25 protein-coding genes and 1 other RNA gene are annotated in these 26,712 nt (G+C 58.0%); 18 read left to right on the top strand and 8 right to left on the bottom strand.

What is annotated here, in order from left to right:
• Nucleotides 1-185 precede the first annotated feature (185 nt).
• A complete protein-coding gene (gene sat / locus M0G74_RS01395; RefSeq protein WP_248213610.1) occupies nucleotides 186-1,376 on the top strand; it encodes a sulfate adenylyltransferase in 1,191 nt (396 codons plus the stop codon).
• A 111-nt stretch (nucleotides 1,377-1,487) separates the two neighbouring features.
• Here the strand turns inward: sat and M0G74_RS01390 are convergent, their stop codons facing one another.
• Nucleotides 1,488-1,955 carry a DUF1043 family protein gene (locus M0G74_RS01390; RefSeq protein ID WP_248213609.1) on the bottom strand — a complete coding sequence of 156 codons (468 nt, stop codon included), beginning with the start codon at nucleotides 1,953-1,955 and terminating at the stop codon, nucleotides 1,488-1,490.
• 243 nt (nucleotides 1,956-2,198) lie between these two features.
• Here M0G74_RS01390 and zapE point away from each other — a divergent pair, with 243 nt between their 5' ends.
• The 8 genes from zapE (at nucleotide 2,199) to M0G74_RS01350 (ending at nucleotide 9,664) form a co-directional block, all read left to right on the top strand.
• Nucleotides 2,199-3,329: a cell division protein ZapE gene (gene zapE, locus M0G74_RS01385; protein WP_248213608.1), complete on the top strand. Its 1,131-nt coding sequence runs from the start codon at nucleotides 2,199-2,201 to the stop codon at nucleotides 3,327-3,329.
• Between the two features lie 178 nt (nucleotides 3,330-3,507).
• Nucleotides 3,508-3,936: a 50S ribosomal protein L13 gene (rplM, locus tag M0G74_RS01380; RefSeq protein ID WP_160152804.1), complete on the top strand. Its 429-nt coding sequence runs from the start codon at nucleotides 3,508-3,510 to the stop codon at nucleotides 3,934-3,936.
• A 13-nt stretch (nucleotides 3,937-3,949) separates the two neighbouring features.
• Entirely contained in the window at nucleotides 3,950-4,342 is a 393-nt protein-coding gene (gene rpsI / locus M0G74_RS01375) for a 30S ribosomal protein S9 (RefSeq protein ID WP_160152805.1), read from the top strand.
• 513 nt (nucleotides 4,343-4,855) lie between these two features.
• Nucleotides 4,856-5,455 carry a ubiquinol-cytochrome c reductase iron-sulfur subunit gene (gene petA, locus M0G74_RS01370; protein WP_160152806.1) on the top strand — a complete coding sequence of 200 codons (600 nt, stop codon included), beginning with the start codon at nucleotides 4,856-4,858 and terminating at the stop codon, nucleotides 5,453-5,455.
• The gene (locus tag M0G74_RS01365) at nucleotides 5,452-7,653 is read left to right on the top strand and encodes a ubiquinol-cytochrome c reductase (RefSeq protein ID WP_248213607.1); all 2,202 of its coding nucleotides are present in this window, start codon (nucleotides 5,452-5,454) and stop codon (nucleotides 7,651-7,653) included. Before petA ends, M0G74_RS01365 begins: the two co-directional genes overlap by 4 nt.
• Nucleotides 7,654-7,777: 124 nt before the next feature.
• Nucleotides 7,778-8,407: a glutathione S-transferase N-terminal domain-containing protein gene (locus M0G74_RS01360; RefSeq protein WP_160152808.1), complete on the top strand. Its 630-nt coding sequence runs from the start codon at nucleotides 7,778-7,780 to the stop codon at nucleotides 8,405-8,407.
• Nucleotides 8,408-8,431: 24 nt separating this feature from the next.
• Complete coding sequence (locus M0G74_RS01355; protein WP_160154883.1) at nucleotides 8,432-8,824, top strand: ClpXP protease specificity-enhancing factor; 393 nt, start codon at nucleotides 8,432-8,434, stop codon at nucleotides 8,822-8,824.
• Between the two features lie 219 nt (nucleotides 8,825-9,043).
• Nucleotides 9,044-9,664, top strand: coding sequence for a Yip1 family protein (locus M0G74_RS01350; RefSeq protein ID WP_248213606.1), 621 nt, complete (start codon nucleotides 9,044-9,046; stop codon nucleotides 9,662-9,664).
• A gap of 15 nt (nucleotides 9,665-9,679) precedes the next feature.
• On the opposite strand, the gene M0G74_RS01345 is transcribed toward M0G74_RS01350, so the two are convergent.
• Both M0G74_RS01345 and M0G74_RS01340 read right to left on the bottom strand, forming a co-directional pair.
• A complete protein-coding gene (locus M0G74_RS01345) occupies nucleotides 9,680-11,701 on the bottom strand; it encodes a M48 family metallopeptidase (RefSeq protein WP_248213605.1) in 2,022 nt (673 codons plus the stop codon).
• A gap of 9 nt (nucleotides 11,702-11,710) precedes the next feature.
• Nucleotides 11,711-12,307, bottom strand: coding sequence for a LemA family protein (locus tag M0G74_RS01340; protein ID WP_248213604.1), 597 nt, complete (start codon nucleotides 12,305-12,307; stop codon nucleotides 11,711-11,713).
• Between the two features lie 325 nt (nucleotides 12,308-12,632).
• Here M0G74_RS01340 and M0G74_RS01335 point away from each other — a divergent pair, with 325 nt between their 5' ends.
• The gene (locus M0G74_RS01335) at nucleotides 12,633-13,823 is read left to right on the top strand and encodes an acetyl-CoA C-acyltransferase (protein WP_248213603.1); all 1,191 of its coding nucleotides are present in this window, start codon (nucleotides 12,633-12,635) and stop codon (nucleotides 13,821-13,823) included.
• Between the two features lie 115 nt (nucleotides 13,824-13,938).
• Here the strand turns inward: M0G74_RS01335 and M0G74_RS01330 are convergent, their stop codons facing one another.
• From M0G74_RS01330 to M0G74_RS01315, 4 genes are read right to left on the bottom strand one after another with little or no spacing between them, the layout of a single operon-like run.
• Nucleotides 13,939-14,550 carry a BON domain-containing protein gene (locus M0G74_RS01330; RefSeq protein WP_248213602.1) on the bottom strand — a complete coding sequence of 204 codons (612 nt, stop codon included), beginning with the start codon at nucleotides 14,548-14,550 and terminating at the stop codon, nucleotides 13,939-13,941.
• A 3-nt stretch (nucleotides 14,551-14,553) separates the two neighbouring features.
• On the bottom strand, nucleotides 14,554-15,147 hold the full coding sequence (locus M0G74_RS01325; RefSeq protein ID WP_160152814.1) for an SIS domain-containing protein: 594 nt from the start codon (nucleotides 15,145-15,147) through the stop codon (nucleotides 14,554-14,556).
• 28 nt (nucleotides 15,148-15,175) lie between these two features.
• Nucleotides 15,176-15,589, bottom strand: a complete 414-nt coding sequence (locus M0G74_RS01320) for a YraN family protein (protein WP_248213601.1) — start codon at nucleotides 15,587-15,589, stop codon at nucleotides 15,176-15,178.
• 29 nt (nucleotides 15,590-15,618) lie between these two features.
• Nucleotides 15,619-17,523, bottom strand: a complete 1,905-nt coding sequence (locus M0G74_RS01315) for a penicillin-binding protein activator (protein WP_248213600.1) — start codon at nucleotides 17,521-17,523, stop codon at nucleotides 15,619-15,621.
• A gap of 35 nt (nucleotides 17,524-17,558) precedes the next feature.
• Here M0G74_RS01315 and rsmI point away from each other — a divergent pair, with 35 nt between their 5' ends.
• Both rsmI and rnpB read left to right on the top strand, forming a co-directional pair.
• Complete coding sequence (rsmI, locus tag M0G74_RS01310) at nucleotides 17,559-18,401, top strand: 16S rRNA (cytidine(1402)-2'-O)-methyltransferase (protein ID WP_248213599.1); 843 nt, start codon at nucleotides 17,559-17,561, stop codon at nucleotides 18,399-18,401.
• 48 nt (nucleotides 18,402-18,449) lie between these two features.
• Nucleotides 18,450-18,827: RNase P RNA component class A (rnpB, locus tag M0G74_RS01305), an RNA gene on the top strand.
• 68 nt (nucleotides 18,828-18,895) lie between these two features.
• On the opposite strand, the gene M0G74_RS01300 is transcribed toward rnpB, so the two are convergent.
• A complete protein-coding gene (locus tag M0G74_RS01300) occupies nucleotides 18,896-19,573 on the bottom strand; it encodes a phosphoadenosine phosphosulfate reductase family protein (protein WP_160152818.1) in 678 nt (225 codons plus the stop codon).
• Between the two features lie 583 nt (nucleotides 19,574-20,156).
• On the opposite strand from M0G74_RS01300, the gene mraZ reads away from it, so the two are divergent.
• The 6 genes from mraZ to murF all read left to right on the top strand — a co-directional run bounded on the left by mraZ (nucleotide 20,157) and on the right by murF (nucleotide 26,710).
• Nucleotides 20,157-20,600: a division/cell wall cluster transcriptional repressor MraZ gene (gene mraZ / locus M0G74_RS01295; RefSeq protein ID WP_160152819.1), complete on the top strand. Its 444-nt coding sequence runs from the start codon at nucleotides 20,157-20,159 to the stop codon at nucleotides 20,598-20,600.
• 80 nt (nucleotides 20,601-20,680) lie between these two features.
• Complete coding sequence (rsmH, locus tag M0G74_RS01290) at nucleotides 20,681-21,607, top strand: 16S rRNA (cytosine(1402)-N(4))-methyltransferase RsmH (RefSeq protein WP_248213598.1); 927 nt, start codon at nucleotides 20,681-20,683, stop codon at nucleotides 21,605-21,607.
• 7 nt (nucleotides 21,608-21,614) lie between these two features.
• On the top strand, nucleotides 21,615-21,890 hold the full coding sequence (ftsL, locus tag M0G74_RS01285; RefSeq protein ID WP_160152821.1) for a cell division protein FtsL: 276 nt from the start codon (nucleotides 21,615-21,617) through the stop codon (nucleotides 21,888-21,890).
• A 112-nt stretch (nucleotides 21,891-22,002) separates the two neighbouring features.
• Entirely contained in the window at nucleotides 22,003-23,763 is a 1,761-nt protein-coding gene (locus M0G74_RS01280) for a penicillin-binding transpeptidase domain-containing protein (protein WP_160152822.1), read from the top strand.
• Nucleotides 23,760-25,343 carry a UDP-N-acetylmuramoyl-L-alanyl-D-glutamate--2,6-diaminopimelate ligase gene (locus M0G74_RS01275; protein WP_248213596.1) on the top strand — a complete coding sequence of 528 codons (1,584 nt, stop codon included), beginning with the start codon at nucleotides 23,760-23,762 and terminating at the stop codon, nucleotides 25,341-25,343. Before M0G74_RS01280 ends, M0G74_RS01275 begins: the two co-directional genes overlap by 4 nt.
• Nucleotides 25,340-26,710, top strand: coding sequence for a UDP-N-acetylmuramoyl-tripeptide--D-alanyl-D-alanine ligase (gene murF / locus M0G74_RS01270; protein WP_248213595.1), 1,371 nt, complete (start codon nucleotides 25,340-25,342; stop codon nucleotides 26,708-26,710). Before M0G74_RS01275 ends, murF begins: the two co-directional genes overlap by 4 nt.
• Nucleotides 26,711-26,712 lie beyond the last annotated feature (2 nt).

Raw genomic sequence — 26,712 nt, 5'->3', positions numbered from 1 at the left:
GGTTTGTGGCCATTATACGCCTTTTTAAGTGCTTTTCGGTTCTAAAGTGCTCGCTAATCGTTCTATTCCGGTGGCCGGAGACACGCTCAGGCTACTTGGTGCCGGCGTGGTAATCCGTATAATGTGGCGCTCAAAAAATTTCGCCGATTTTGTTCATTTTTCACCCAGACATCCCAGGAGTGCCTATGTCTCTGGTTCGCCCGCACGGCAGTGTCGAGCTGCAGCCCCGCTTTGTTTACGACAGTGAGCGTCATCATCAGCTGATGCACGAGGCGGAGTCCCTGCCGTCCATCGTGGTCAGTTCCGCTGCGGCAGCCAATGCCGTGATGCTGGGGGCGGGTTACTTCAACCCTCTGCACGGCTACATGAGCCTGGCAGACACCCTGAGTGTTGCGGAAACCCTGCGCACCGCGGATGGCCTGTTCTGGCCGGTGCCGGTGGTAAACATGGTGGAAGACACTTCGGCAATCGCCGGAGTGAAACGCATTGCGCTGCGCGACCCCAATGTAGAGGGCAACCCGGTGCTGGCGATCATGGACGTGGATGCCATCGAGACGGTAACCGACGAGCAGATCAACACCATTGCCGAACACGTTTTCGGTACCCTGGATGACGCCCACCCGGGTGTGGCGACCTTTAAAGGCGCCGGTCGCCAGTTGATCTCTGGCTCTATTGAAGTGCTGAATTTCAGCTACTTCCAGTCTGATTTCCCGGATACGTTCCGTACCGCAGTGGAAATTCGCAATGAATTCGTTGAGCACGGCTGGAGCAAAGTGGTTGCTTTCCAGACCCGTAACCCGATGCACCGCGCCCACGAAGAGCTGTGCAAAATGGCGCTGGAAGCGGTGGATGCGGACGGTGTGCTGATTCACATGCTGCTGGGCAAGCTGAAGCCGGGTGATATCCCCGCACACGTACGCGATGCCTCCATCCGCAAAATGGTGGAAGATTACTTCCCGAAAAACACTGTGATGGTTACCGGTTATGGCTTTGACATGCTCTACGCCGGCCCACGTGAAGCGGTGCTGCATGCGGTGTTCCGTCAAAACTGTGGCTGTAGCCACCTGATTGTTGGCCGTGACCACGCCGGTGTGGGCGACTACTACGGCGCTTTCGATGCGCAGACCATCTTTGATGACAAGGTACCGGAAGGCGCGCTGGAGATTGAAATTTTCCGTGCGGACCACACTGCTTACTCGAAAAAGCTGAATCGTGTGGTGATGATGCGCGATGTGCCGGATCACACCAAAGACGACTTTATTCTGCTGTCGGGTACCAAGGTCCGTGAAATGCTGGGTAACGGCATTGCGCCGCCTCCGGAGTTCTCTCGCCCGGAAGTTGCCCAGATCTTGATGGACTATTACCAGAGCCTGTGAAGTACCAGGGTCTGTGAAGCTTTGAGCTTCGAATAGCCAAAAAAAAGGCGGGTATCACCCGCCTTTTTTTGTGCGCGCCCGAAAGCGCTGATGTTAGTTGCTCGGCAATATCTAACGGTTCACCACCTCTGCCGTCGGCGCGGGCGTTGGCGCTGTCTGCTCTTTGTCCAGGCCGAAATCTTCAGATAGGGTGCCTTTGGCGCCCGGCTCTTTAGGGGCCCAGTCTCTGGGGGGGAGCACTCGAAGGTTGTCGTCGTTGTCGCTCAATTGGCCGCTGCCGGCCTCCAGCATCTGGCGACCGATATCCTGGCTCGACAGTCGCATGGCGCTGTTGGCGAGGTACTCGTGCACGTCGCGATAGCTCTGGGTCAGGTTGTGAACCAATTGTGCAGTTTGGTCAAAATGCTCGTTGACCTGCAACTGGAAGTCTTCCAGTTTGGTATTGGCTTCCTTCAGGCGCAGTTCCAGCTCCTGGGTGCGGTCAATATTCTGGCGGCTGCGGGTAGCGAGGAAGGCCAGCAGGGCTCCCAGGGCGAGGCCGACGACGCCGACCAGAATTAAAATCGAAGTTGAGTGCACGTTACTTCCTCCTCATATAAAAAGTGGCACCGGCCATCCGTGACGGTGACCTTATTATACGCAAATCCAACCGCGGTGCTGTGCTGAGGTTTATGCCAAGTCGTGACGGATTTGGTAAAGTGCGCGCCACTTGCCGGCCGGTCGGCTTTCCGGTGTTTGCTTGACTGTGATGATGCGCGCCTCCGCTGCCGCCAATTTCGCAAGGTATTCTCAAGTTTAATGAATGGTTATGGATTGATGGTCATGGAACAGCGCCAGTCTGCGCCCCCTCGTATGACACCCATGCAGCGCTATGAGCGCGATTTGCAGCGCCCGGATTTTGTTGCTGACCCGGCGCAGAAGGCGGCCGTTGCCGAATTGCAGGATTTGTACGACCGCTTGTTGGCCGATCGGCGCAAGGGCGGTTTTGTGGGCAGTTTGCGGCGCATCTGGCGCAAACCGAGCGGGCCGGAGACAGGGCTGTATTTCTGGGGGGGCGTGGGGCGGGGCAAAACCTACCTGATGGATGCTTTTTTTGAAGCGCTGCCCCTCGAGCGCAAGCAGCGGACTCACTTTCACCGGTTTATGCGCGATGTGCATCGGCAATTGAAGGCGCTGGCCGGGGAAAAGAACCCGCTGGAAAAAGTCGCCGACCGGATTGCGGAGCGGGCGCGGGTGCTCTGCTTCGATGAGTTCTTTGTCTCCGATATCACCGATGCCATGATCCTGGCAAATTTGCTGCAAGCGCTGTTCGAGCGGGGCGTTACCCTGGTGGTAACATCCAATATTGTGCCTGAGGGGCTATATAAGGATGGCCTGCAGCGGGCGCGCTTCCTGCCCGCGATTGCCCTGCTGCAGGAGCACACCAAGGTAATCAATGTGGATAACGGAGTCGATTACCGGCTGCGCGCACTGGAGATGGCGGAGCTCTATCATTCTCCGCTGGACGCGGGGGCAGATGCCAGCCTGGAGCAGTCCTTCGGTAACCTGATGGTGGAAGGTTGCGAGGTGCGTGAGGTTGTAAAGCTGGATATCGAGGGGCGGCCGATTGTTGCCAACCGTGTGGCGGATGATGTGGCCTGGTTTGAATTTGCTGAGCTTTGCGACGGTCCCCGCTCGCAGAATGACTATATCGAGCTGGCGCGGGAGTTCCACACGGTATTGCTGGCGAATGTGCCGCGTTTTGATGAGCGCATGGAGAGTCAGGCGCGTCGCTTCATTAACCTGATTGATGAATTCTACGACCGCTGCGTCAAATTGGTTATTTCCGCGGCCGAACCGGTGGAGTCCCTGTATGGCGGGCGCCAATTGCGATTCGAGTTTGAGCGCACCGTAAGCCGCTTGCAGGAGATGCAATCCCGGGAGTATCTGGCGAGGCCGCACCGCCCAGAGTGATGCGTGCGGCCCTATGTTGCCAGGGCGTCGTAGGCCCTTCCGGGTGGTGAGATGGTGAGGTATAACTGGTCACAAGTTGGCCAACTTTCTGCTTGAAAAGCCCCGGGCGCTTATGTAGTATTCGCGCTCTTTTCGTGGGACGGCCCAATTCTAGGGCCATGTACAGGTGTTTTATAACATGAAGACTTACAGTGCCAAGCCGGAAGCGGTAACTCGCGACTGGTACATTGTTGACGCTGCCGACAAGACTCTTGGTCGTATTTCCGCCGAGATCGCTAGTCGTCTGCGCGGCAAGCACAAGCCTGAATACACCCCACACGTGGATACCGGTGATTACATCGTTGTGATCAATGCGGAAAAAGTTCGCGTGACGGGCAATAAGGCCAAAGCCAAGATCTACCACAGCCACTCCGGCTACCCTGGTGGTCTTAAATCCATTAGCTTTGAGAAGCTGATCGACAAGGCGCCTGAGCGCACTATTCAAAGTGCAGTAAAAGGCATGCTTCCGAAAGGTCCTCTGGGCCGCGCCATGTTCAAGAAACTGAAGGTGTATAAAGGTAGCGAACATCCTCATGCGGCCCAGCAGCCGATTGAACTGTCGATCTAAACGGAACATTCTCATGGCAACTACTCAATACTACGGTACCGGCCGCCGCAAAACCTCCACCGCTCGTGTATTCATTGCGCAGGGTGAAGGTCAAATCAGCGTTAACGGTCGCACTCTCGACGAATACTTCGGCCGTGAAGTGGCGCGCATGATCGTGCGTCAGCCGCTGGAACTGGTCGACATGGTCGAAAAATTTGACATCAACGTCACTGTAAAGGGCGGCGGTTCCTTCGGTCAGGCGGGCGCTATCCGTCACGGCCTGACTCGCGCTCTGATGCAATACGACGAGTCCCTGCGTCAGCCGCTGCGTGCAGCCGGCTTCGTAACTCGCGATGCACGTGCCGTTGAGCGTAAGAAAGTCGGTCTGCGCAAAGCGCGTAAGAAGCCGCAATTCTCCAAGCGTTAAGCGAGAATTTCAGTTTTTTCTGGCCCGGCAAATGCCGGGCTTTTTTTTGTCTGCACGTCGTCGTGAGGCGGTGTTTGCAGTTCCAGTCTGTCTAAAATGCCGCCAGTTCGCCGCGAGGTTCCCGAAGTTCCCCTCGGGTTTCGCCTTGTATCAATTTGGCATTTTCTTTAACATTGCGCGAATTTCTATCCGCTTGCACTTGGGGTTTGGCTACTTTGTTCTATGGTCAAGCGAGCGGGCCAGTTGTAGGGGAGTTTCTGTCTTAAGTCTCTGATTTTGCAGTAGTGAGCTACTTGCTGCTGTTCGGGTGCTCTGTTCTGTCTGGTCCTGAGTTGTCATCTCGGATCTTTGGGGCGAGCGCCACATTGCCATCTGCCGGCTCCCTGGAGTCGTTCTTGTATTGGCATTCGAGATTTTCTACAGAGATTTTCCAGTGTTTTTTTGGGTTTGGGCCAGTCAGTTTCGGGCTTGCTTTGGGTGAGTCACGGGACGCTGTGATGGGAGAACTACGTCATGAGTGATGACGGTGTAAATGTGGGGCGTCGTCGATTTCTGACCGCTGCTACCTCTGTTGTGGGTGGCGCAGGTGCGGTCGGAGTCGCAGTACCTTTTGTCGCCTCCTGGAATCCGAGTGCCAAGGCGAAAGCTGCCGGCGCGCCGGTCAAGTACAATATCGGCAAGTTGGAGGCGGGCCAGATGGTCACCGTAGAGTGGCGAGGCAAGCCGGTCTATGTTGTGCGCCGCACCCAGGAGACGCTGGACAATCTGGTCAAAGTGGATCCGCTGCTGCGTGATCCCAAGTCTGCTGAGTCCAATCAGCCTGCGTACGTCGATCCTGAAAACCGTGCCATCAAGGCTCAGACTCTGGTTCTCGTCGGCCTCTGTACCCACCTGGGTTGTGCTCCGATGTATCGCCCGGAAGTTGGCGCGACCGATCTCGGCGGCAGCGAGTGGATGGGTGGCTTCTTCTGTCCCTGTCACGGTTCCAAATATGACCTGGCCGGCCGCGTCTACAAAGGTGTTCCCGCGCCGACCAACCTGGATGTGCCGCCTTACTCCTATGAGAGTGACGACGTGATCGTAATTGGTGTAGATCAGGAGGGCGCCGCATGAACTGGTTAACCGCATTGGGGGACTGGGTCGATCAGCGCCTGCCAATTTATCGCGCGTGGGACACCCACATGGGCAAGTACTACGCGCCCAAGAACTTTAACCTCTGGTATTTCTTCGGTGTGCTCTCCATGCTGGTTCTGGTGAACCAGCTGTTGACCGGTATTTGGCTGGTGATGAGCTACAACCCTTCCGCAGAGGGCGCCTTCGCCTCCGTTGAATACATCATGCGTGATGTGGATATGGGGTGGATAATCCGCTACTTGCACTCCACCGGTGCCTCCGCCTTCTTCGTGGTGGTGTATCTGCACATGTTCCGCGGCTTGATGTACGGCTCTTACAAGCCGCCGCGGGAGCTGGTGTGGATTTTCGGTATGTGTATCTACCTGGTACTGATGGCAGAAGCCTTCATGGGCTACGTACTGCCCTGGGGTCAGATGTCTTACTGGGGGGCCCAGGTGATCGTATCCCTGTTCGGGGCCATTCCGGCGATCGGTGAAGACCTGGTGCAGTGGATTCGCGGTGACTACCTGATTTCCGGTATTACCCTCACGCGCTTCTTCTCTCTGCATGTCATCGCGTTGCCGCTGGTGCTGGTGCTGTTGGTGGTGCTGCACATTCTGGCGCTGCACGAGGTGGGTTCCAACAACCCGGACGGCATCGAGATCAAGAAAAACAAGGATGCGAACGGTGTGCCGCTGGACGGCGTGGCCTTCCACCCGTACTACACCGTGCACGACCTGGTGGGCGTAGCAGTATTCCTGTTTGCCTTCTGTGTGGTGGTGTTCTTCTTCCCGGAAATGGGTGGTTTCTTCCTCGAGTACGCCAACTTCGAAGAGGCGAACCCGCTGAAGACTCCGGAGCACATTGCGCCGGTCTGGTACTTCACCCCGTTTTATGCAGTTCTGCGTGCGGTGACCATTGATATCGGCCCGCTGACGGCGAAGTTCCTCGGCCTGGTGGCCATGGGCGCCGCAATTGCTGTCCTGTTTGTACTGCCCTGGCTCGACAAGAGTCCGGTGAAGTCCATTCGCTACAAGGGCGCGCTGCCGAAGGTGCTGTTGCTGGTGTTCGCTGCCATCTTCATCATCCTGGGTTACCTGGGTGTGAAGTCTCCGACTCCGGGACGTAACTTCCTGGCACAGGTAGCGACCCTGTTCTATTTCGCCTTCTTCGTGACCATGCCGATCTGGACCAATCCGACGACTCGCAAGACCATGGCTTCCTGGATTGTGAGTGGCGTATTCGGCGTGCTGTTCCTGTGGATGGCACTGGTGAACTGGAAAGCGAGCCTGTTTGTGTGCGTGCTTTCGCTGGTCTTCGCCGCCTTCTTTGCGGCGCTGCCCTGGTTGACCAACCGCGACGTGGTGCACCCGGAACCGGCCCGCGTAACCAGCCCCTCTGGCAGCAAGTCTTTCATTGTGCTGGTGGGCGGTATTATCGCGGTGCTGTTGATGACCTTCGTGCCGATCAAGGCGGTAGGTGCGGAAAGCTCCGTAGAGCTGGATTACATCAACATTGACCTGAACGACAAGCCGTCGCTCCAGCGTGGTGCCAAGTACTTCGTCAACTACTGCATGGGTTGCCACAGTGCCAACTTCTCCCGCTGGGAGCGGGTTGCCACGGATCTGGGTATCCCGAATGAGTTGATGACCGAGCACCTGGTGTTGGGCGACGACAAGATCGGTGACCTGATGGAAATCGCGATGAAGCCAGACGACTCTAAAGTCTGGTTTGGTGCCACCCCGCCGGATTTGACGCTGGTGGCCCGCGCGCGCTCTCCGGAATGGCTTTACACTTATCTGCGCAGCTTCTATAAGGATGACGGTCGCCCCACCGGCGTGAACAACAAAATCTTCCCGAATGTGGGTATGCCCCATGTTCTGATGGAGTTGCAGGGCCTTCCTGAGTGCGCCCCTGGCCCCAAGCGTGATCACGGTAAAGTGGTGCGCGATGAGCTGGGCAACCCGATCATGGACGCCGACTGCGGCAGCCTGAAAGTGGACAAGGTGAAGGGCTCAATGAGCGGCGAGGAGTATGATCAGGCGGTCTACGATCTGGTCAACTTCATGGAATACATTGCTGAACCCATGGCTGAAACCCGTAAACGCATCGGTTTCTACGTGTTGGCGTTCATCCTGGTATTCTTCATTTTTGCCTGGCTGCTGAATCGCGAATACTGGAAAGATATCCATCATTAAGCGATAGCCAGTGTGATTTTCCGGGTGGTGGGCCGCCGATATTCCGGTTGTGGCCCAACCGCCCGTTTTCCGTTTTTGAATGTGCGTCGGATTAATGCCGGCCAGTAATCGAGGTAGTTCCACAATGGGTGTGCCGACTAACAAGCGCTCCTCTATGACCTTCTTTTCCGATGGTCGTTGTCACTTCAGTCACCGGGTACGTATCGTATTGGCGGAAAAAGGTGTTTCCGTCGACATCATCGATGTCGACCCCGATGACAAGCCCGCAGAACTGGCTGATCTGAACCCCTACAACTCCCTGCCGACCCTGGTAGATCGCGATCTGGTGCTGTTTGAAACCAAGGTCATGATGGAGTATCTGGACGAACGTTTCCCGCATCCGCCACTGCTGCCGGTGTACCCGGTTGCCCGCGCCCAGAGCCGTCAAATCATGCACCGTATCGAGCGCGACTGGTGTCCGCTGGTCGACAAGATCCTGGCGGGCGGTAAAGATGTTGCGGCAGCGCGCAAAGAGCTGCGTGACAGCCTGGCGGGTATCGCACCGATGTTCACCGATCTGCCTTACTTCTTTAACGAGGAGTTCTCACTGGTGGATTGCTGCATGGCCCCGCTGTTGTGGCGCCTCGATCAGCTGGAAATTGCTCTGCCAAAGACCAAGCAGATCAAACCTCTGCAGGACTACATGGATCGCCTGTTTGCCCGCGAAGCCTTCCAGCAGAGCCTGACCGAGTACGAGCGCGAAATGCGCGCCTGAGGTGCCTGATTGAACAAGCCGCCGATGACCTCCAATCGCCCGTATCTGTTGCGGGCGTTTTATGAGTGGATTACCGACAACAAGTGTACGCCCTACCTGTTGGTGGATACTCATCTGAACGGTGTGCTGGTACCGCAACAGCATGTCAATGAAGATGGCCAGATAGTCCTGAATGTGTCGGAGTCCGCAGTAGCGGGGCTGACCATGGATAACTATGCCATTCGCTTCAATGCCCGCTTTGGTGGTGTGCCCACGGATATCCAGGTGCCTGTGGGTGCTGTAGTGGGTATCTACGCCCGTGAAAATGGGCAGGGGATGGTGTTTGAACCGGAAGAAACCCCGGAGCCGCCAGAACCAACGCCGCCCACAACCCTCAAAAAGCCGGCCAAGAAGCCCTCTTTGCGGGTCGTCAAATAGACGGCAATTGACACGCAGTCAGTACCGCTGGGGCCCTGTAATTGCAGGGCCCTAGTCCTTTTTCTTTCCCGCCTATCTTTCACAAAACTCCTCGTCCCTCTCCCTGGCGTTAAAACTGACTCTGGCGTAAAAACTGACGCCTGAATCCTGTTATTGATTGGTGAATTGTCAGCACCCTTCCGATACTGCAAACAAGCTGTGTGCAGGAGAGGGATCCGCGTGAAATTATTGAGCCATACCATCGGTATATTTACCAACCCGGACAAAGAGTGGCGGGCCATTCGGGCCGACAAGCATTCGTTTGTGCAGGTCTTCCTCAGTCATGTGCCGATACTGGCATTGATTCCCTGTATTGCCGGATATATCGGTGTTACGCATTTCGGGTTCGAACTGGGCGGCCATGTTGCCAAACTCACGCCGAAAAGCGCGGGCTATCTCGCGGTAGTCACTTATATCGCGCTTCTGGTGGGGATTTATCTGGTTGGGGAATTCATCAACTGGATGGCGAAAGCCTACGGTGTCGAGGGCGATGAACCGACGCGGCACTACGAAGGTACCGCGCTGGCGGTGTTTATCACTACCCCGGTGTTGCTGGCCGGCATCGTTATGTTGTACCCGCATTTGTGGCTGGTCGTGACGGTGATGGGGCTGGCCGGGCTCTACTCGGTTTACCTGCTCTATGAAGGTATCCCTATCTTGATGAACATGAGCAAGGAGCGCGCATTTCTGTACGCGAGTGCCGTACTGACGGTGGGATTGGTCATGATGGTGACCGTCATGATTTGCTCCGTCATCATCTGGACCATGGGTGTAGGCCCGGTCTATCAACACGACTACTAGCCATTGTTTGCGGGTTTAACAGCTATCGGCAGCGGGCTGCGTAAACGGCACTTGTGGACTACTGTCGTCAGCTGTTGAGAGCGGCGGCATGGGGCAATCCAGACAGTCCGCCAGTGCGCGTAACAATTCAATTTCCCGGGCCTGAATGACGTTGTCATGGGTCAGGGTGGTCGCCAGGGCTTTTAGCAGCGCCGGCTTTTTCAGTGGCGCTGTGGCGCAGGCGATTATCAGCGCCTTGTCGAGTCGTTGCAGTGTAATATCTGAGGAAGTCGGCAGCGGCGTTATCGAGAGATTCAGTGCCGTCATTCCCGCTTCGTAGGCACGTTTTGCCGGTAAATAGTCGGGGCTACCCGTGTGTGCCATGGTTGCCAGCAAAAAGCGCTGGGCATCTCCCAGTGCTTTAGCGTGGTTGTGTTTACCCGAAGTGGTACGTTGCCGGTCCGGGTTCCTTTCCAGAGCGTGCACCAAAACCCGATACAGGGCCCATTCCCGGATTTCCAGTTCGCCGTCCGCGCGGATCAATTTAATCAGATTGCGTTTAAAGATCTGGTATTGCTGAGGTGCCAGGGCTTTCAGTGCCGGGATGCTCAGGTCCAGCAGGGGGAGCCGGAAGTGGGGCGGGAGTTCCGCCAGCACAGGTTGCAGTTGTTTGAATTCCCTGACCACCGCCGGGTGCGCAATGTTTTCTAGCAGCAATTGCTGCTCCTGGCGATGCGCCACTTCCTTTTCATTGCCTGCTGATGCATCTGTGGTGCCAGCGGCCATTAGCAGTCCGTATACCAGGGCACGGGCGGCAAATGGGTCCTGAGCGGCCTGGTGCAGCGGTGAAGGAACTGATGCCAGCAGCTTGCGCCCATATTCCATCTGCTGTCCGTCGGGGCTTCCGATGCGATTTTCCACGGCGTCGATTAGCTGCTCGAATGGTACAGCCGGGGCTATTCCCATCATCTGTATTTTCTGCGACCGGTGCATTTGCCTTTCCGCAGCCTCACTGGTGAGCGTGTGACCGGGTGTCTGACTGGCTGAGAGGTAATAGCCATTCCACTGCGGGTCCAGTCGCAGGATCCGATCTGGAAGTGGTGGGTGGGTAGCAAGTAGACCGCTAAAAACGCGTCTCAAAGCCCCCTGCTGAGCACAGGCAAAGTACATGTGGCTGAACTCGTTGGCATTGGCGATCGCCAGGCTGGCCCCCTGTGACTGGTGGCCAATTTTCTTCAGCGCGCCGGCGATCCCTTGATGGTTACGGGTGAACTGCACCGCAGAGGCATCCGCAAGATATTCCCGCTGCCGGTTCATGGCCGATTTGATCAGTGTGCCGAAAAAGGTCCCGGTATAACCGATTAGGATGAGCCCGGCGCCGATGCCGAATAACAGTGGCTGTCCGCGCTTGCGACGGTTTCCCCAGACCGAACCTCGCAGTAACCAGGTGCCCAGAAGGCCGATAAACAGGATGCCATGGAGCAGCCCCACGATACGGAGGTTGAGGCGGGTATCACCGTTGAAGATATGGCTGAATTCGTGGGCAACCACGCCCTGTAACTCGTCCCTGCTGAGTTGCTCGATGCAGCCCCGGGTCAGGCCGATCACTGCGTCAGAGGGCTTGTAACCGGCAGCGAATGCGTTGATGGCCGGGTCATCGAGGATGTACACATCGGGCACGGGCGTGCCCGATGCCAGTGCCATTTCTTCCACCACATTGAGTGCGCGCCGCTCGGCCTGATTTCGGGGGGTGATATTGATCTGGCGCCCGCCGAGGGATTCGGCCACGGCCCGGCCTCCGGCGGCGAGTTGGTGCAGGCGGTACAGACTGGCAAGGGTGATAATTGCCACAATGGTCGCGGCAATGCCGGCGACGGTTTCCCGGTCAAGAGCGGTCATCAGTGCAGCGGGAGAGAGGGGCTGCATCTGCGAGAAATTGCTCACAAAGGCAACAAACAGCGTGGTAATCATGATCAGCCCGAGGACGGCGGAAAGAAACAGGGCGATCAGTAGCAGCGTATTGCGGCGCGCTTTGTCCTGGTGTTCAAAGAAATTCATTGGGGTTGGTCAGAACTCTACTCTGGGCGCTGCCTGGAAGGTTTCGGTGTCCGCGAATTCCAGGAGCTTGCCGTTCTGGCGGTGGCCGAAAAAACCGGCGAAGAACACCGGTGGGAAGCTCTGCCGGAATATGTTGTAGCTGGTGACACTGTCGTTGAAGGCCTGGCGCGCGAAAGAGACCTTGTTTTCGGTACTGGTCAGCTCTTCCATCACTTGTTGAATAGTCTGGTTGGCTTTGAGGTCCGGATAAGCCTCCATCACCACGTTCAGGCGTCCCAGGGCATTGGTCAACAGGCCTTCCGCTTTACCCAGGTCGGTGATGGCTGCTGCTGAGCCGGGATTACTGGTGGCCGCTTTGAGTCCGGCGAGCGCTGAGTTACGGGCGCTGATGACGGCTTCCAGGGTCTCCCGCTCGTGCTTGAGGTAGCGTTTGGCGGATTCCACCAGGTTTGGGATCAGGTCGTATCGCCGCTTGAGCTGCACTTCGATTTGCGCAAAGGCGTTTTCATAGCGGTGTTTGAGAGAGACCAGCTTGTTGTAAATACTGGTGATGTAAAACGCCAGGGCGGCCAATGCCACCAGCCAGATGATGGTTGAGGTTTCCATGGATTTCCCCCTGGTTGCCCGATGTATTCTTTATCGCTGTGTCGGCGGCGACTGGCAGTTGCCAGCCCGAGTTCAGGCTGTTGTTACGAGTTCAGACTGTTGTGAAAAGTCAGTGAACTTGGCCGGAATCGGGTTATCCCGATATTGCGCCAAATACTACCATGCGAAATGGCCTCGGATTTGGCCGTTTCGCCACCGGTTACAACGAAAGGTGGATAGCCACCGGGCAGGGCTGCTGGGGTATAATTCGCCGCGAAATGACGAAACACCGAAATACTGGTCAGCCCATAGGGGTGGTTACCGTTAAATCTGGAGTAAGTACAGCATGAGCGATCAAGTCACTGACCAAGTGGTCATAGTTGGTATTTCCCGTACGCCCATGGGGGCAATGCAGGGTGCACTCTCTGGCCTCAGCGCACCGGAACTGGGTGCGGTTGCCATTCGTGGTGCCCTGGCGGATGCTGGCGTGAGTGCGAAGGATGTCGACGAAGTGCTGTTCGGCTGTGTGCTGCCTGCAGGCCTCGGCCAGGCGCCTGCGCGCCAGGCGGCGCTGGGCGCAGGTATTCCGGAGGCGACCCCGACGACCACGGTCAACAAGGTGTGTGGTTCCGGCATGAAAACCGTAATGATGGCACGCAATGCGTTGCTGTCGGGAGACGCCAAAGTGGTGGTGGCCGGCGGTATGGAAAGCATGAGCAATGCGCCTTACCTGCTGTCGAAGGCCCGTGGTGGAATGCGCCTCGGTCACGGTGAAGTTCTGGACCATATGTTTACCGACGGCCTGGAGAACGCCTACGACGGCCAATTGATGGGTAATTTTGCCGAGTGCACCGCCGACAAGTATGGCTTTACCCGGGAAGAGCAGGATGCCTTCGCGCTGGAGTCCCTGGCGCGGGCCAATGCCGCCATTGAATCCGGTGCTTTCGAGCGGGAGATTTCCCCGGTAACCGTGTCTACCCGCAAGGGCGAAATCCAGGTCTCCGTCGACGAAGGGCCCGGCAGCGCGCGTCCGGACAAGATTCCGCAATTGCGCCCGGCCTTCCGCAAGGATGGCACTGTGACTGCCGCCAACGCCAGTTCCATTTCCGATGGCGCGGCGGCTCTGGTACTGATGCGCGAGAGCGAAGCCAAAGCCCGCGGTCTCAACGTACTGGCGGTGCTGCGCGGCCAGAGTCAGTTTGCCCACGAACCGGAATGGTTTACCACGGCGCCGGTGTCGGCTATGTCCAACCTGCTGAAAAATGTTGGCTGGAACGCGGGTGATGTGGACCTGTTTGAGGTCAATGAAGCCTTTGCGGTCGTGACCATGGCGGCGATGCGCGATCTGGAGCTGCCGCACAGCAAGGTTAACGTCAATGGCGGCGCCTGTGCGCTGGGCCATCCGCTGGGCGCCAGTGGCGCTCGCGTAATTGTTACGCTGCTTGCCGCACTGGAAAATCGCGACCTGAAGAAAGGTGTGGCGAGCCTGTGTATCGGCGGTGGCGAAGCCACGGCAATCGCGATCGAGCGCCCCTAGTCGAGTATCCCTAGCCGAGCACTTCTTGTAAAAGTAAGGTCGCGAGGCTACTTGAGCCGAAACAAAAAACGGAGGCATTTGCCTTCGTTTTTTTATGCCAGAAAATGGGGCTTGTTCAGTCGATGTATTCCACGGCTTTCACCACTTTCTGTACACCGCCGACGGTGCGTGCCACTTCCGCGGCATTCTCCGCTTCCTGGCGAGTAAGCAGTCCCATCAGGTAAACGACACCGTTCTCGGTAACGATCTTGATACGGCCACTGTCAATTTCCTTGTCTGCCAGCAGTACGCCTTTGACCTTGGACGTCAGCCAGGTATCACTGGTGCGGGCAAGGAAAGAGGTAGTGCCGCGCACCTGAATTTCATTGTAAACCTGGCGCACAGAGTGCACCTGCTGCGCGGTGCGTCCGGCCAGGTTGCGCAGGTCGTTATCGGGCACCTGACCGGTGAGCAGGATGACACCATTGAAGGCGACGACATCGATATTGGCATTTTTAAGGCCGGCGTGGGCTTTGCCAATATTCACCTTGGTAATCGTTTCCAGCTGTTGGTCATCAATAAAAGTACCAAAGCTGCGCTCGCCCGGGTCGGGCTGGATGGGGCCGTCGTGGGTGGCGTCCAGTACTGTGGCACAACCGCCGATCACTACGATTGCGCAGGCGGCAGCGGTCAATTTGCATAGATGCATGAGGGAGGTGTGACGTCTTGTCAGGTGTTTTGTTTGCATGAATTAGTCCTCGTATCCGCCAAACAGGCTGCTGTCGATCAGGTCGCACAGGCAGAACAGGGTTAACAGGTGAACCTGGTGTACTTCTGAGGCTACCAGTGACGGCACGCATAGCTCGATATCGTGCACGTCCAGCAGGGCGGTGCAGTCGCCGTCGCCTTCGCCACCGGTAAGGGCGAGTACACCCATATCTCGATCGTGGGCAGCGCGAACCGCCTGTACCAGGTTGGAGTCGCGGCCATCGGTACTGATGATTACCAGCAAGTCGCCGGGCTGGCCCAAAGCGCGTACCTGGCGAGCGAAGGACTCAGCGCGGCCGTGATTACGCGATACCGTACTGGTAGTGATGGCGTCGCCGTTCAGTGCCAGTGCGGGCAATCCCGGGCGCTCCCGCTCAAAACCGCCCATCAATTGCGCGGAAAAACTTTGGGCCAGCGCACCGCTGAGCCCATTGCCACAGATCAGGAGCTTATTTTCGGCCAGCAGCGTATGCACGATCATTTCGCTGGCTTCGGCAATCAAAGGAGCCAAAAGTTCACCGGCATTCATGGTTGCTTCAATGCTGTGGTGAAACAGGGTTACAACTCTTTGTTCCATTTACTCTGTGGTTTCCGTTTGGGTGAGCCTATTGCCCGAAGGCGTTTTGTATCCAGTCTACGCTCAGTGTTTTACTATTTGGCGCCGGTTCGATGGTGATCACATCAAACCGGCAGGGGCAATCTATTTTGCGATACTGCAGGTAACCGTTGGCCGTTGCCAGCAATTTGCGCTGCTTGCGAAAGTCCACCGATGTACCGGCACCACCAAACTGGTGATAGCGACGATAGCGCACCTCGATAAATATCAACGTGGCCCCGTCACGGGCAATCAGGTCTATCTCGCCAAAACGCCCACGAAAATTACGCTCCACAATACGCAGGCCGGCACGAACCAAATGGCGTTCCGCCAGCGCTTCCATTTCGCTACCGACGCTAGTGGTTTTGCGCCCGTTTTTGTGTGCAGCTTTGTGTGTGTCGTTCTCGATATTTTTCGTATCCATAAAATTCCCTTTCTATGGATGGTTCTGGATTAGTCCACCTGTACGCGATCGTCCGACAGCGGTGTGCTGTTTTCCGCTGACGTAATCGGTACCGGGGCGCCCTTGTCGATTTTTGCCCAGATCTGTTCGCGCACGATGCGGCCATCCGCGCTCAGACTGAGAGCGCCAGTCAGGCCGTAGACCTGCTGGTCGGGGAATTGGCGCAGCATTGGCAGGCGAGGGTAGAGGCGGAATGCATCGGCGCCCAGCGCGTAAAGGCGTGCAAAGGCCGGCGCAGGGGCAGCCTGTTTGACGATGTTCTGCTTGGTCTGATTGTCGTCTTCAAACAGCCACGGCAGTGCGGTAAAGCGCACACCGTTGATGTCGCGGTCCCGCTGGCGATCGATGCTGCCGGCAAAAATTTGCGAGGTGGAATACACCGGCAGTTCGCCCGCGTAAAAGAAGGACAGCATGGGTTTGATCTGGCGCGCTTGCTGGGGTTGGGCCAGTACAAACAGCATGTCGACATCGCCCCGTCGACGCGGGGTAAATTTGAGCGGAGAAGCGAGCTTGCTACGCAATTCCTGCTCACGACTTTTGCTGTCGGGAATCAGAAGGGCGTCGCTCACCAGCTGAGAAAAATTGGTGTTGTCCCGGTAATTGCGGCTCACGCTGACGCTGCCGCCAAGGTTGTTCCACTCCGCGGTGAAGGCTTCCAGTCCGCGCTGCCCCCAACTGGATTCCGGGGCCAGGATCATGGCCTGACGGTGACCTTGGCGATAGGCCTGGCGGGCGACCTGGCGAGCTTCGTCTTCGATGGCGAGGCCAAATTGCACCAGGTCATCGGTCAGGCGACCTTCGTCACCATAATTCAGTGCCAGTGTGGGTACCGGCAGTTTTTCTGTGGCCAGCAGGTTGGCTACCTTGCTCTTGTCCAGCGGGCCGACAATGGCCTGAGCGCCGTTGTTGATGGCGGTCTGGTAAATCTCGTCAAATGGCTGGTTGCTGCCGGTGTCGTAGACCTGCACCTGCGGAGTGGGTGCGCCGGCATCGAGCGCGCTGTAGTAAGCGGCCATAAAGCCATCGCGGATGGCTCGCCCGGCAGACCCCAGGGAGCCGGAAAGTGGTAGCAGCAGGGCGACATTCTGCGCGCGTTGGGAGGCGAGGCGTTCCAGTAATTGCAGTGCTTGCGGTGGGTGCGAGACGGCAGTGTGGCTGGGCCACTGCTGGCGCCAGCGACTGAGAGAGGTCAGCTGGCTGCTGATATCCGCCTGGGTGTCGCGGCCGAGCAGCGCCAGTTGATACCAGGCGCGCATTTTAGAGTCCAGGCTCTCGTCCGCGCGCTGGCGCAGCTCACTGGACGGCAACTGGGTCAGCAATTGCCACAGGCCGTCGTTATTGGCGTAGATGGCGGCATCATCCTGGGCGATGGCGGAAATGCGCTGGCGCTCGGCGATGCCACTGTCGATATCGCCCATCAGGCTCCACAGGTCCGCCCGCAGATTGCGCAGGGGGAGCGCCGTCGCTGCCGGAATCTGGTACCAGGCCTGCTCCAGGCGCGGTGCGCTCACCAGGTCGAGGGCCAGGAAGAAGTCGTCATCGGCGGCCAGGGCGCCACCGTAAACCTGGGCGTACTTGGCGTACTCGATATCGGTCAATTGCGCGGCATCGATGTTGCTGGCGGCTTGGCGAGCCGTCGCGTTCTCGCCCAGAGTGTATAGAATGGCGGCCGCTTGCAGTTGCGCCTGGTCTCTTTCCGGCGACTGCAGTTGTTTGGCAGTGTTCAGCAGGCGGATGGCACTCTGCCGGTCCGCGGTGGCTACATTGCTGGTATCGGCTGGTATCTGGGCGCCGGGCTCAGAGCTCGGTGTCTGACAGCCGGCCAAGGTCACCGCCAGCAGGCTGGCAGCGAGACCGTTGATCATGAAGGGGATGCGCCGGTTCAGGGCGGACATATTCTTCTCCCACAAAACTTATTCTGGAGTGAACTATGGGGCTGGATACAGCAGTGCTATATATCGTCGCGACGCCCATTGGCAATTTGGCGGATATGGTACCGCGAGCGGTCGAAGTTCTACAATCCGTGGATCTGGTGGCGGCGGAAGACACCCGTCACAGTCAGCGACTTTTTTCCCACTTTTCCATCGATACCCCTCTGGTGGCTTACCACGACCACTCCGATGACCAGCGAACCAGCAAAATCCTGGAGCGACTGGAATCTGGACAAAATGTGGCGCTGATCTCCGATGCGGGCACCCCTCTGATCTCCGATCCCGGATACCGGTTGGTACGCGAGGCCCGCGAACGGGGCTTTGCGGTGGTCCCCATCCCCGGCCCCTGTGCCTTTGTGGCGGCACTTTCCGCCGCGGGTCTGCCCAGTGACCGTTTTACGTTTGAGGGTTTCCTGCCCGCCAAGCCGCTGGCGCGGGAAAAGGCGCTACAGGCGCTCGCCGGTGAGTCTCGCACCATGGTCTTTTACGAGGCGCCTCACCGGGTACTGGATACCCTGACAGCCATGCGCGACTGTTTCGGTGGTGAGCGCGAGGCGGTGATCGCGCGGGAGATCAGCAAAGCGTTTGAAACCATACACCTGCTGCCTCTGACCGAGCTGGTGGATTGGGTCGCTGCCGACAGCAATCAGCAGCGCGGGGAGATTGTGCTGCTGGTGCGGGGCGCAACCGAGGGGCGCGCTTCGGAGCTGGATGCCGAGTCAGAAAGAGTGATGACATTGCTGCTGGCCGAATTGCCGCCAAAGCGAGCGGCGGCAGTCGCCGCGGAAATTACCGGGGTAAACAAAAAGCTCCTTTACAACTGGTCGCTGGCGCAAAAGTAACCGCCTTTTGTCCTTGCAATAGGCGGGGGGCCTCATTACTCTTCGCGCCGAGTCAGCCAGGCAATCGCTGTTTCGTCGCTTTCGGGCGGTGAGGTGGAGGAAAGTCCGGGCTCCATAGGGTGGGACGCCAGGTAACGCCTGGGGGGCGCGAGCCTACGGAAAGTGCAGCAGAGAGTAGACCGCCGATGGCTTCCTCGGAAGCACAGGTAAGGGTGAAAGGGTGCGGTAAGAGCGCACCGCGCGACTGGTAACGGTTCGTGGCACGGTAAACCCCGTTCGGAGCAAGACCAAATAGGCCCCCGATAGCGAAAGCTTGTAGGTGTGACCCGCACTGGGGGCGGGTAGGTCGCTTGAGGTGTCTGGTGACAGGCATCCCAGATGAATGATTGTCCGCGACAGAACCCGGCTTATCGGCTGACTCACCTAATTCCGTATGATATCAATCGCGGCGCTTGCGCCGCTGATTGATTGCCTTCCCTGCGCGTGCTGATGGGTTACTTTTGTAGCAGCAGCCCGCACTCCCGGTGTTCCTCGCCCTTGGTTGGGTCGAAATACACATCATTGTCCGGCAGATCGTTTTCGTACACATATTCTTCCACGTCAATTTCCTTGAGGTGGAACATGGGCGCCACGCGGATGGTGCCGTGATTGCCCTTGGTGAAAATGTCGAGCCCCTTGCGGTGTGCATTCTGGTCGTGACGGATGCCGTTCAGCCATACGTCCGGCTTCAGTTCCTGCATGGCGCGATTGAATGGCTCCAGCTTGACGGTGCGGGAGAAGAAGTCGTGTTCCGGTGTGTCCAGGGGTGGAATGCCGCCGTATACCGCGTTGAAGTGGGCGGCAGACATCTTGGGTGAGAAGGTGTGCAGGTTCAGATCCAGCAGCTTGATCACATTCTCGATGTGGCGATAAGTCTCCGGGGTGTTGTAACCGTGATCTACCCAGATAACGGGGATGTCCGGCTTGGCGCGGGTCACCAGGTGCAAAAAGGCGATCGCCAGTGGGCGAAAGTTGGTGAAGACCACCGGGTTTTCCGCTTCTGCGATGGTGAACTGCATGATTTCACTGGGTTTGCAGCCTTTGAAGCGCTGGTTGAGCGCGTCCAGGTCGGCACCGTGATGAAAGGTGCGGCTGGCCGCGGTCTGCTTGCTCTGTGCTGCTGAAAGGCCCATGGTGGATTCCTGCTCGTTTACGGATAGGGCAAAGCTACAGCGACTTGTTGCCCATTAAAAATAATAAAAGCTGATTTTTATATATCCTCAGGTTCTAAGTTGTTGCTGTCATAGCCTTCCAGGGGAGCGGCGATCATCGGCTTGACGTCGTGCCGCTGCTGGCTTGCGGCGGTATTGCTGCCGGCTTTGTTAGCGCCCGCTCACTCTTTTCCTTTTCGTTTCCCGTCAGGGGGCTCCCTTTCAAACTTAATGTAACTTGTCAGCATGCATGAGTAAGTGCTTGCTTTGGTGCGAAATTGATCACCTGTCGCTTTGCCTGAAATGTGAACACTTCGCCTGTAGGCCGCGAAATTACTGGGCTTTTTCTCTTTTCCTTCGGTGGATTTCCTTGACTTTAGCCGGTCCAGATTTATAGTGTCGTAGGTGGAGAAAAGTGGATATTTGTGGGTCTTGGTGGAATCAAAGTGGTTGTGAGTGGTTGTGAGTGGTTGATCACGCACTTTTGACGGAGACCGGATGTGAATCGAACAAATTTTCACCTTCCTTGAAGCATTTGAACCAACCGGACCGCAGAAACTGATCCATGTATCTGGGTAGTCACGCAATCAATATGGACGCCAAGGGGCGTCTGGCCATTCCGGCAAGAGTCCGCGACTCGCTGCTGGAAGATTGTGGTGGCCGGTTGGTCGTGACTGCGCATACGGAAGAGCGCTGCCTGCTCGTCTATCCAGAGGCGCAGTGGCGTGAAATTCTCCCTAAGATTGAGGCGCTGTCCAGCTTCAACAAGGTGGCCCGGCGGGCGCAGCGCCTGCTGATTGGTTATGCCTGTGAGCTGCAGGTGGATACCAACGGCCGCGTGCTGATTCCGCCGACTCTGCGGGAGTACGCGGGCCTGGAGAAAAAGCTGATGCTGGTGGGGCAGGGCAAAAAGCTGGAGCTCTGGAGTGAAGAGCGCTGGATGGACTGGCTGGACGACAGTGAAGGCGATGGCGAGATGCCTGAAGAGATGGCATCTCTGTCCCTGTAACGTCGGCTGACTGATTTACGGCTGGACTAGGGCCGGCTTAAACGAATTGAACGATAGTTGAGCTATCGCAGGAGAAGCGGGTGTCCCAAGATCTGCATCGCAGTGTGTTGTTGCGCGAAGCTGTGGACGCCCTGGTGGTGGATCCTGAGGGTTTCTACATAGATGGCACCTTTGGTCGCGGCGGGCACAGTGCACTGGTGCTGGAGCGATTGGGGGCATCGGGCCACCTGCTGGCGGTGGACAAGGATCCGCAGGCGATCGCGTTCGCGAATAGCCGTTTTGCCGGCGAAAAGCGTTTTGAGATCTGGCATGGCTCTTTTGCGGATATGGATCAGGCCGCCGGAGAAATGGCGGGCAAGGTGACCGGCATTTTGTTGGACCTGGGTGTTTCCTCGCCGCAGTTGGATCAGCCGGAGCGCGGTTTCAGCTTTATGCAGGATGGGCCGCTGGACATGCGCATGGATACCAGTCGCGGCGTCAGTGCGGCGGACTGGGTCAACACTGAGTCGGAAGCGGAGCTGGTGCGGGTGTTTAAAGAATACGGTGAGGAGCGTTTTGCCCGCCGTATGGCTGGCGCGATCATCCGTCGCCGCACCGAGCGACCCTTCGAGCGGACTCTGGATCTGGCGGAGGTGGTCAAGGCGGCGAATCCGGCCTGGGAAAAAGGCAAGCACCCCGCCACCCGTGTGTTTCAGGCGATCCGGATTCATGTGAATGGTGAGCTGGATGATTTGCACCAGGTGCTGGATAAATCGCTGAAGCTGCTGAAGCCCGGTGGCCGTCTGGTAGTTATCAGCTTCCACTCGCTGGAAGACCGGATTGTGAAGCGGTTTATCCGCGAGCAGGAAAAGGGGCCGCAGTTGCCCCGGGGGCTGCCGGTGATGGACAGTCAGATCCGCAAAACCTTGCGCTCCGTGGGTAAGGCGGTCAAGGCGGAGGCGCAGGAAGTGGGTGACAACGTGCGTTCGCGCAGTGCCGTGATGCGCGTCGCTGAGCGCCTGGGTTGAGTGCGCAGTGGCGGGTAATAAATGGTTGCTGGCAGGGCTCTGGGGGTTGTTGATGGTCTCGGCCCTGGGAGTTGTGCACACCACGCAACAGAGTCGGGCACTGACGGCAAAGCTGGAGCAGGCGCAACGTCATAGAGATGAGCTGCGCTACGAGCAGGAGCGTCTGCTGTTGGAGCGCGGCGCCTGGTCTGCCTACAGCCGAATTGAACAGATGGCAAAAGAAAAGCTGGATATGCGCGCACCGACGCCGGCCGAGCGGATTCTGGTGCCGGCGGGCCGCTAAACCTGAAAATGGCCGTTTGGGAGCAGATTGGAATAACGAAAACCGTCCCGGAGTAGGGGCGCCAATATAAAAGAAGGAAGAGGCGCGGGAGAGCGCCGGGGAAAATTCAAGCATGGGTGCAGTGAAAAAACAGCAACAACAGCCGGGTATTGCCCGCTGGCGCTTTGCGCTGGTGGCCGGTTTGCTGTGTCTGCTCGCCGTGGCTTTGGTGGTGCACCTGGCCGGTCTGCAAGTGCTGCCAGAACAGGATAAAGGTTACCGGTTCCTGCAGGATCAGGGCCGCGCCCGCACCATTCGTACCGAAGAAATCGCCGCTTACCGGGGTTCCATTGTTGATCGCAATGGCGAACTGCTGGCGGTAAGCACGCCAGTGCAGACCATCTGGGCCAATCCGCAATTACTCAAAGAAGCCAGTGCCGATGAGTTGCGCGCATTGGCGGCCGCTCTGGAAACACCGCCTGCCCGGCTCGCCAAGCGCCTGGAAAAGTACCGCAATAAAGGTTTTATGTATCTGCGTCGGCATATGATGCCGGAAGGCGCGCAAAAGGTGCTGAGCCTGGACCTGGCCGGGGTTTACAGTAAGAAAGAATACCGTCGTTTTTATCCTGCCGGCGAAGTGACTGCCCAGTTGCTGGGCTTTACTAATATTGACGACCTTGGTCAGGAAGGGCTCGAGCTGGCCTACGAGCAATCCCTTGCCGGAGAGCCTGGCAAGCGCCAGGTGGTGAAGGACCTGAAAGGGCGCACTGTGCAGGACCTGGCGGTCAAGCAGGAAGCGCGCCCTGGTCGGGACCTGCAGCTCACCATCGACATGCGCCTGCAGTATCTGGCCTACCGGGAGCTCAAGAAAGCAGTGGCGGAAAATGGCGCTGCTTCCGGTTTTATGGTGATTCTGGATACCCGCAGTGGCGATGTGCTGGCGATGGCCAATCAGCCTTCCTTTAACCCGAACAATCGTCAGGGTGTGAAGGCGGCGGCCATGCGCAACCGCGCCCTGATCGATCAGTTTGAGCCCGGCTCCACCATCAAGCCACTTACCGCGCTGGCGGCGATGGAAACCGGGCGTTTCCAGCCTCACACGCCGATCAATACCAGCCCCGGATACATTCGTTTGCCGGGCAAGACCCTGGTAGACCCGGTGAACTACGGCCAGCTGGATCTCACCAGTGTGATCACCAAGTCAAGCCAGGTGGGTATCACCAAGGTGGCGATGGAGCTGGAGCCGGAAACCCTGCGTGAACTTTTTTACCGGATGGGGCTCGGAGAAGCGGTTGGCAGCGGATTCCCCGGCGAAGTCCCGGGAATCCTGCCCTCCCGGGAACGATGGCACCCCATTGAGCTGGCCAACTTTGCATTCGGCTACGGTTTAACAGTCAATGCGGTGCAATTGGCTCAGGCCTACAGTGTGGTCGCCAACGCCGGGCTCAAGCGCCCGGTTTCGCTGATTCTGGAGCAGGGTAAAAAAGACGCTGACCCAGAGCGGGTGGTGGCGGCTGATCTGGCGCACAAGGTTACTGCCATGCTGGAAACCGTTATCGGTCCGCGCGGTACCGGTACCCTCGCCGCGGTTGAGGGATATCGAGTGGCTGGCAAGACCGGCACAGTGCACAAGATCGGCAGCGCGGGCTATGCCGACAGCCACTATCGTTCTGTGTTTGCCGGCTTTGTCCCGGCCGAAAATCCGCGTCTGGCGGCGGTTGTCGTGATCGATGATCCCGGCCAGGACACTTACTCCGGCGGCAAGGTGGCGGCGCCGGTGTTTGGCAAAGTAATGACCGGTGCCATGCGCCTGCTACAGGTGCCGCCGGAAGAAATCGCGCCCGCTGATCAACAGTTGGCGACGCAGCTGGACGAGAGAGGTACCACATCGTGACCCAGCGCAATGAATTAAAGGCTCGCAACGCCTCCCTGGTTACCCTGGTGCCGGGGTATGCCGGTATTCCCGCTATCGATGTCACCGGTGTGGCGCTGGACAGTCGCCAGGTTAAACCCGGCGATGTGTTTATGGCGCTGCGCGGAACCCAGGTAGACGGGCGCGAATACATCGATATGGCAATTGCCGAGGGTGCCGCCGTGGTATTGGCCGACGGCGAGGTACTTGGCAGCGAAGAGCGCAACGGCGTTCAAGTAGTGACCGTGCCGGGCCTGGCGGCCCGGGTCGGTGAGATTGCTGCACGGTTTTACGGGCATCCGTCCGAGTCCATGTATCTGGTGGGTGTCACCGGTACCAATGGCAAATCCACCTGCGCTTACCTGACCTCCCAATTGCTGGCGCAACACTTTGGCCGTGCGGCGGTGATGGGCACCATCGGCAATGGGGTCTGGAAAGACGGCGCTATCACCCTGGTGGAAACCGGTCTGACGACCCCCGACCCTGTGCGACTGCAGGCGGATTACGCCGAATTTGTGGCTGAGGGCGCGAAGGCGGCGGCGATGGAAGTGTCTTCCCACTCGCTTTCTCAGGGGCGGGTGCACGGCCTGGTGTTCGATACCGCGGTGTTTACCAACTTGACCCGGGACCACCTGGACTACCACGGCAACATGGCGGCCTACGGCGCGGCCAAAGAAAAACTGTTCGGCCTGCCAAAACTGAAGCGTGGCGTGATCAATATCGATGATCCCTTTGGCGCGCAGATGGTCGAGCGCTGCAAGTTGCGTGGATTGAAACTGCTGACCTATGGCCTCCAGGCGGGTGATCTGCAGGTGCGCAACCTCAAGCGATTGGACAGCGGATTCTCCGTGGACCTGATCACCCCCTGGGGTGAGGGTGAATTGCGGGCGCCGTTGATCGGGGATTTCAATATTCACAATGCGTTGGCAGTGGTTGCTGCTGCGGGCGCTGCGGGTATGCCACTGGCAGATATTCTGGCGGCCTTCCCGCATATTCAACCGGTGCCTGGACGTATGGAGCGGGTTTCCGTCGCGGCCAGTACAAATGCAGCGGCAGAAGATATCAGCGTGCTGGTGGATTACGCACACACCCCGGACGCATTGCGCGCGGCGCTGGAAGCGGCGAGACCTTATTGCCGCGGCAAGCTCTGGTGTGTGTTTGGCTGCGGCGGCGACCGCGACTCAGGCAAGCGTGCACCCATGGGGCGCATTGCCGCCGAGCTGGCCGATTACGCCATCGTTACCAGTGACAACCCCCGCGGCGAAGATCCGCAGGTGATTGTGCGGGATATTTTAGAAGGTATTGATCTTGAAGGTATTGATCTCGAAGGTATTGATGGCGGTGCCGACGGCCAGCGCTGCGTGGTGAAGGTTGATCGCGCCGATGCGATTCGTTACGCCATCACCCAGGCGGCCGCGGGCGATACCGTGTTGATCGCCGGAAAGGGACACGAAGATTACCAGTTGATCGCGGGTGAGAAGTTGCACTTCTGCGATCGGGAGCAGGCATCCCAGGCGCTGGCACTGCGCGAGACTGGAAATCTGGAGGGCCACACCCAATGATCGCCCCCATTTCCCTGCAGCAGTTGCAACAGCGCTTCGGTGGTGAGCTGATTAACGGTTCCGTTGAATTCGATACTGTCTGTACCGACACCCGCAAGCTGGACGCCGAGGCGCTGTTTGTTGCCCTGCGTGGAGAGAACTTTGATGCCCACGAGTTTCTTGCTGAAGTAGACGGCAAGGTGCTGGGGGTGGTGACTGAAAAAGAGGTTCCGGGATCGACAATACCTCAGTGGCTGGTGTCTGACACCACCGTTGCACTGGGGCAGATCGGCCGTCTCTGTCGCGATCAGTTCACTGGCCCGGTGATCGGGATTACCGGTTCCTGTGGCAAAACCACCGTAAAGGAAATGCTCGCCGGCATTTTTGCGCAGCGCCACAAGGTCTGTGTTACCCGCGGCAATCTGAACAACCACTTCGGTGTGCCCATGACCCTGTTTTCCCTGGCACCGGAGCACGAGGTGCTGATCGTGGAGATGGGGGCCAGTGGGCCCGATGAGATTGGTTACCTGTGCACTATTGCCGAGCCGGGGATCACCGCGGTCAACAATGTCATGCCAGCGCATGTGGAAGGGTTTGGTTCCGTCGATGGCATTGCCACTGCCAAGGGGCAGATATACACCAGCCTGAAGCCCGGTGGTATCGCGGTAGTGAATGCCGATGACAATTACGCGGATTACTGGCGCGGTCAGATGCCGGAAGGCGTGCGCACACTGGAAGTCGGGTTTGGCCACAACTGCGCGATACACCCGGACAATATTGTGCTCGACGCACGCGGCTGTCCGGCGTTCGACCTGGTGATCGAAGGTGTGTCGCACCCGGTGCAGTTGCAGTTACTCGGCGAGCACAATGTACACAACGCGCTGGTCGCTGCCGGTTGTGCCTATGCCGCGGGCATCCCCGTTGTGGAAATCGCCTCTGGCTTGAGTGCCCTCGCGGGTGTTGGTGGCCGTATGCAATCGCTGGTAGGCGACAACAATGCGGCGGTGATTGATGACAGCTACAACGCCAATCCGGGTTCTGTTACCGCGGCCATCGAATTGTTGGCACAGCGGGATGGAAAGAAAATTCTGGTACTGGGCGACATGGCCGAGCTTGGCCCGGAAGCGGATAAGGCCCACCGGGAAATGGGACAGCTGGCGCGGGAGCGCGGTATCGATCTGCTGTTCACGCTCGGCACTTTGAGTGCAGCGGCAAGTATCGAGTTTGCCGCTGGCCGCCAACATGTACAGAGAAATTTCTCCGATCGCGAGTCCCTGGTTCGGGCGCTGGCATCGGAGCTGGATGAAAACACCACCGTGCTGGTGAAAGGTTCCCGCAGTGCGCGTATGGAACTGGTCGTGCAGGCACTGACCACCGGGAATCAATAAAA

Origin of the sequence: Microbulbifer sp. CAU 1566 (genome assembly GCF_023156515.1) — a bacterium.
Taxonomy (GTDB): Bacteria; Pseudomonadota; Gammaproteobacteria; order Pseudomonadales; family Cellvibrionaceae; genus Microbulbifer.
This window is presented reverse-complemented; position numbering and strand designations above follow the sequence as displayed.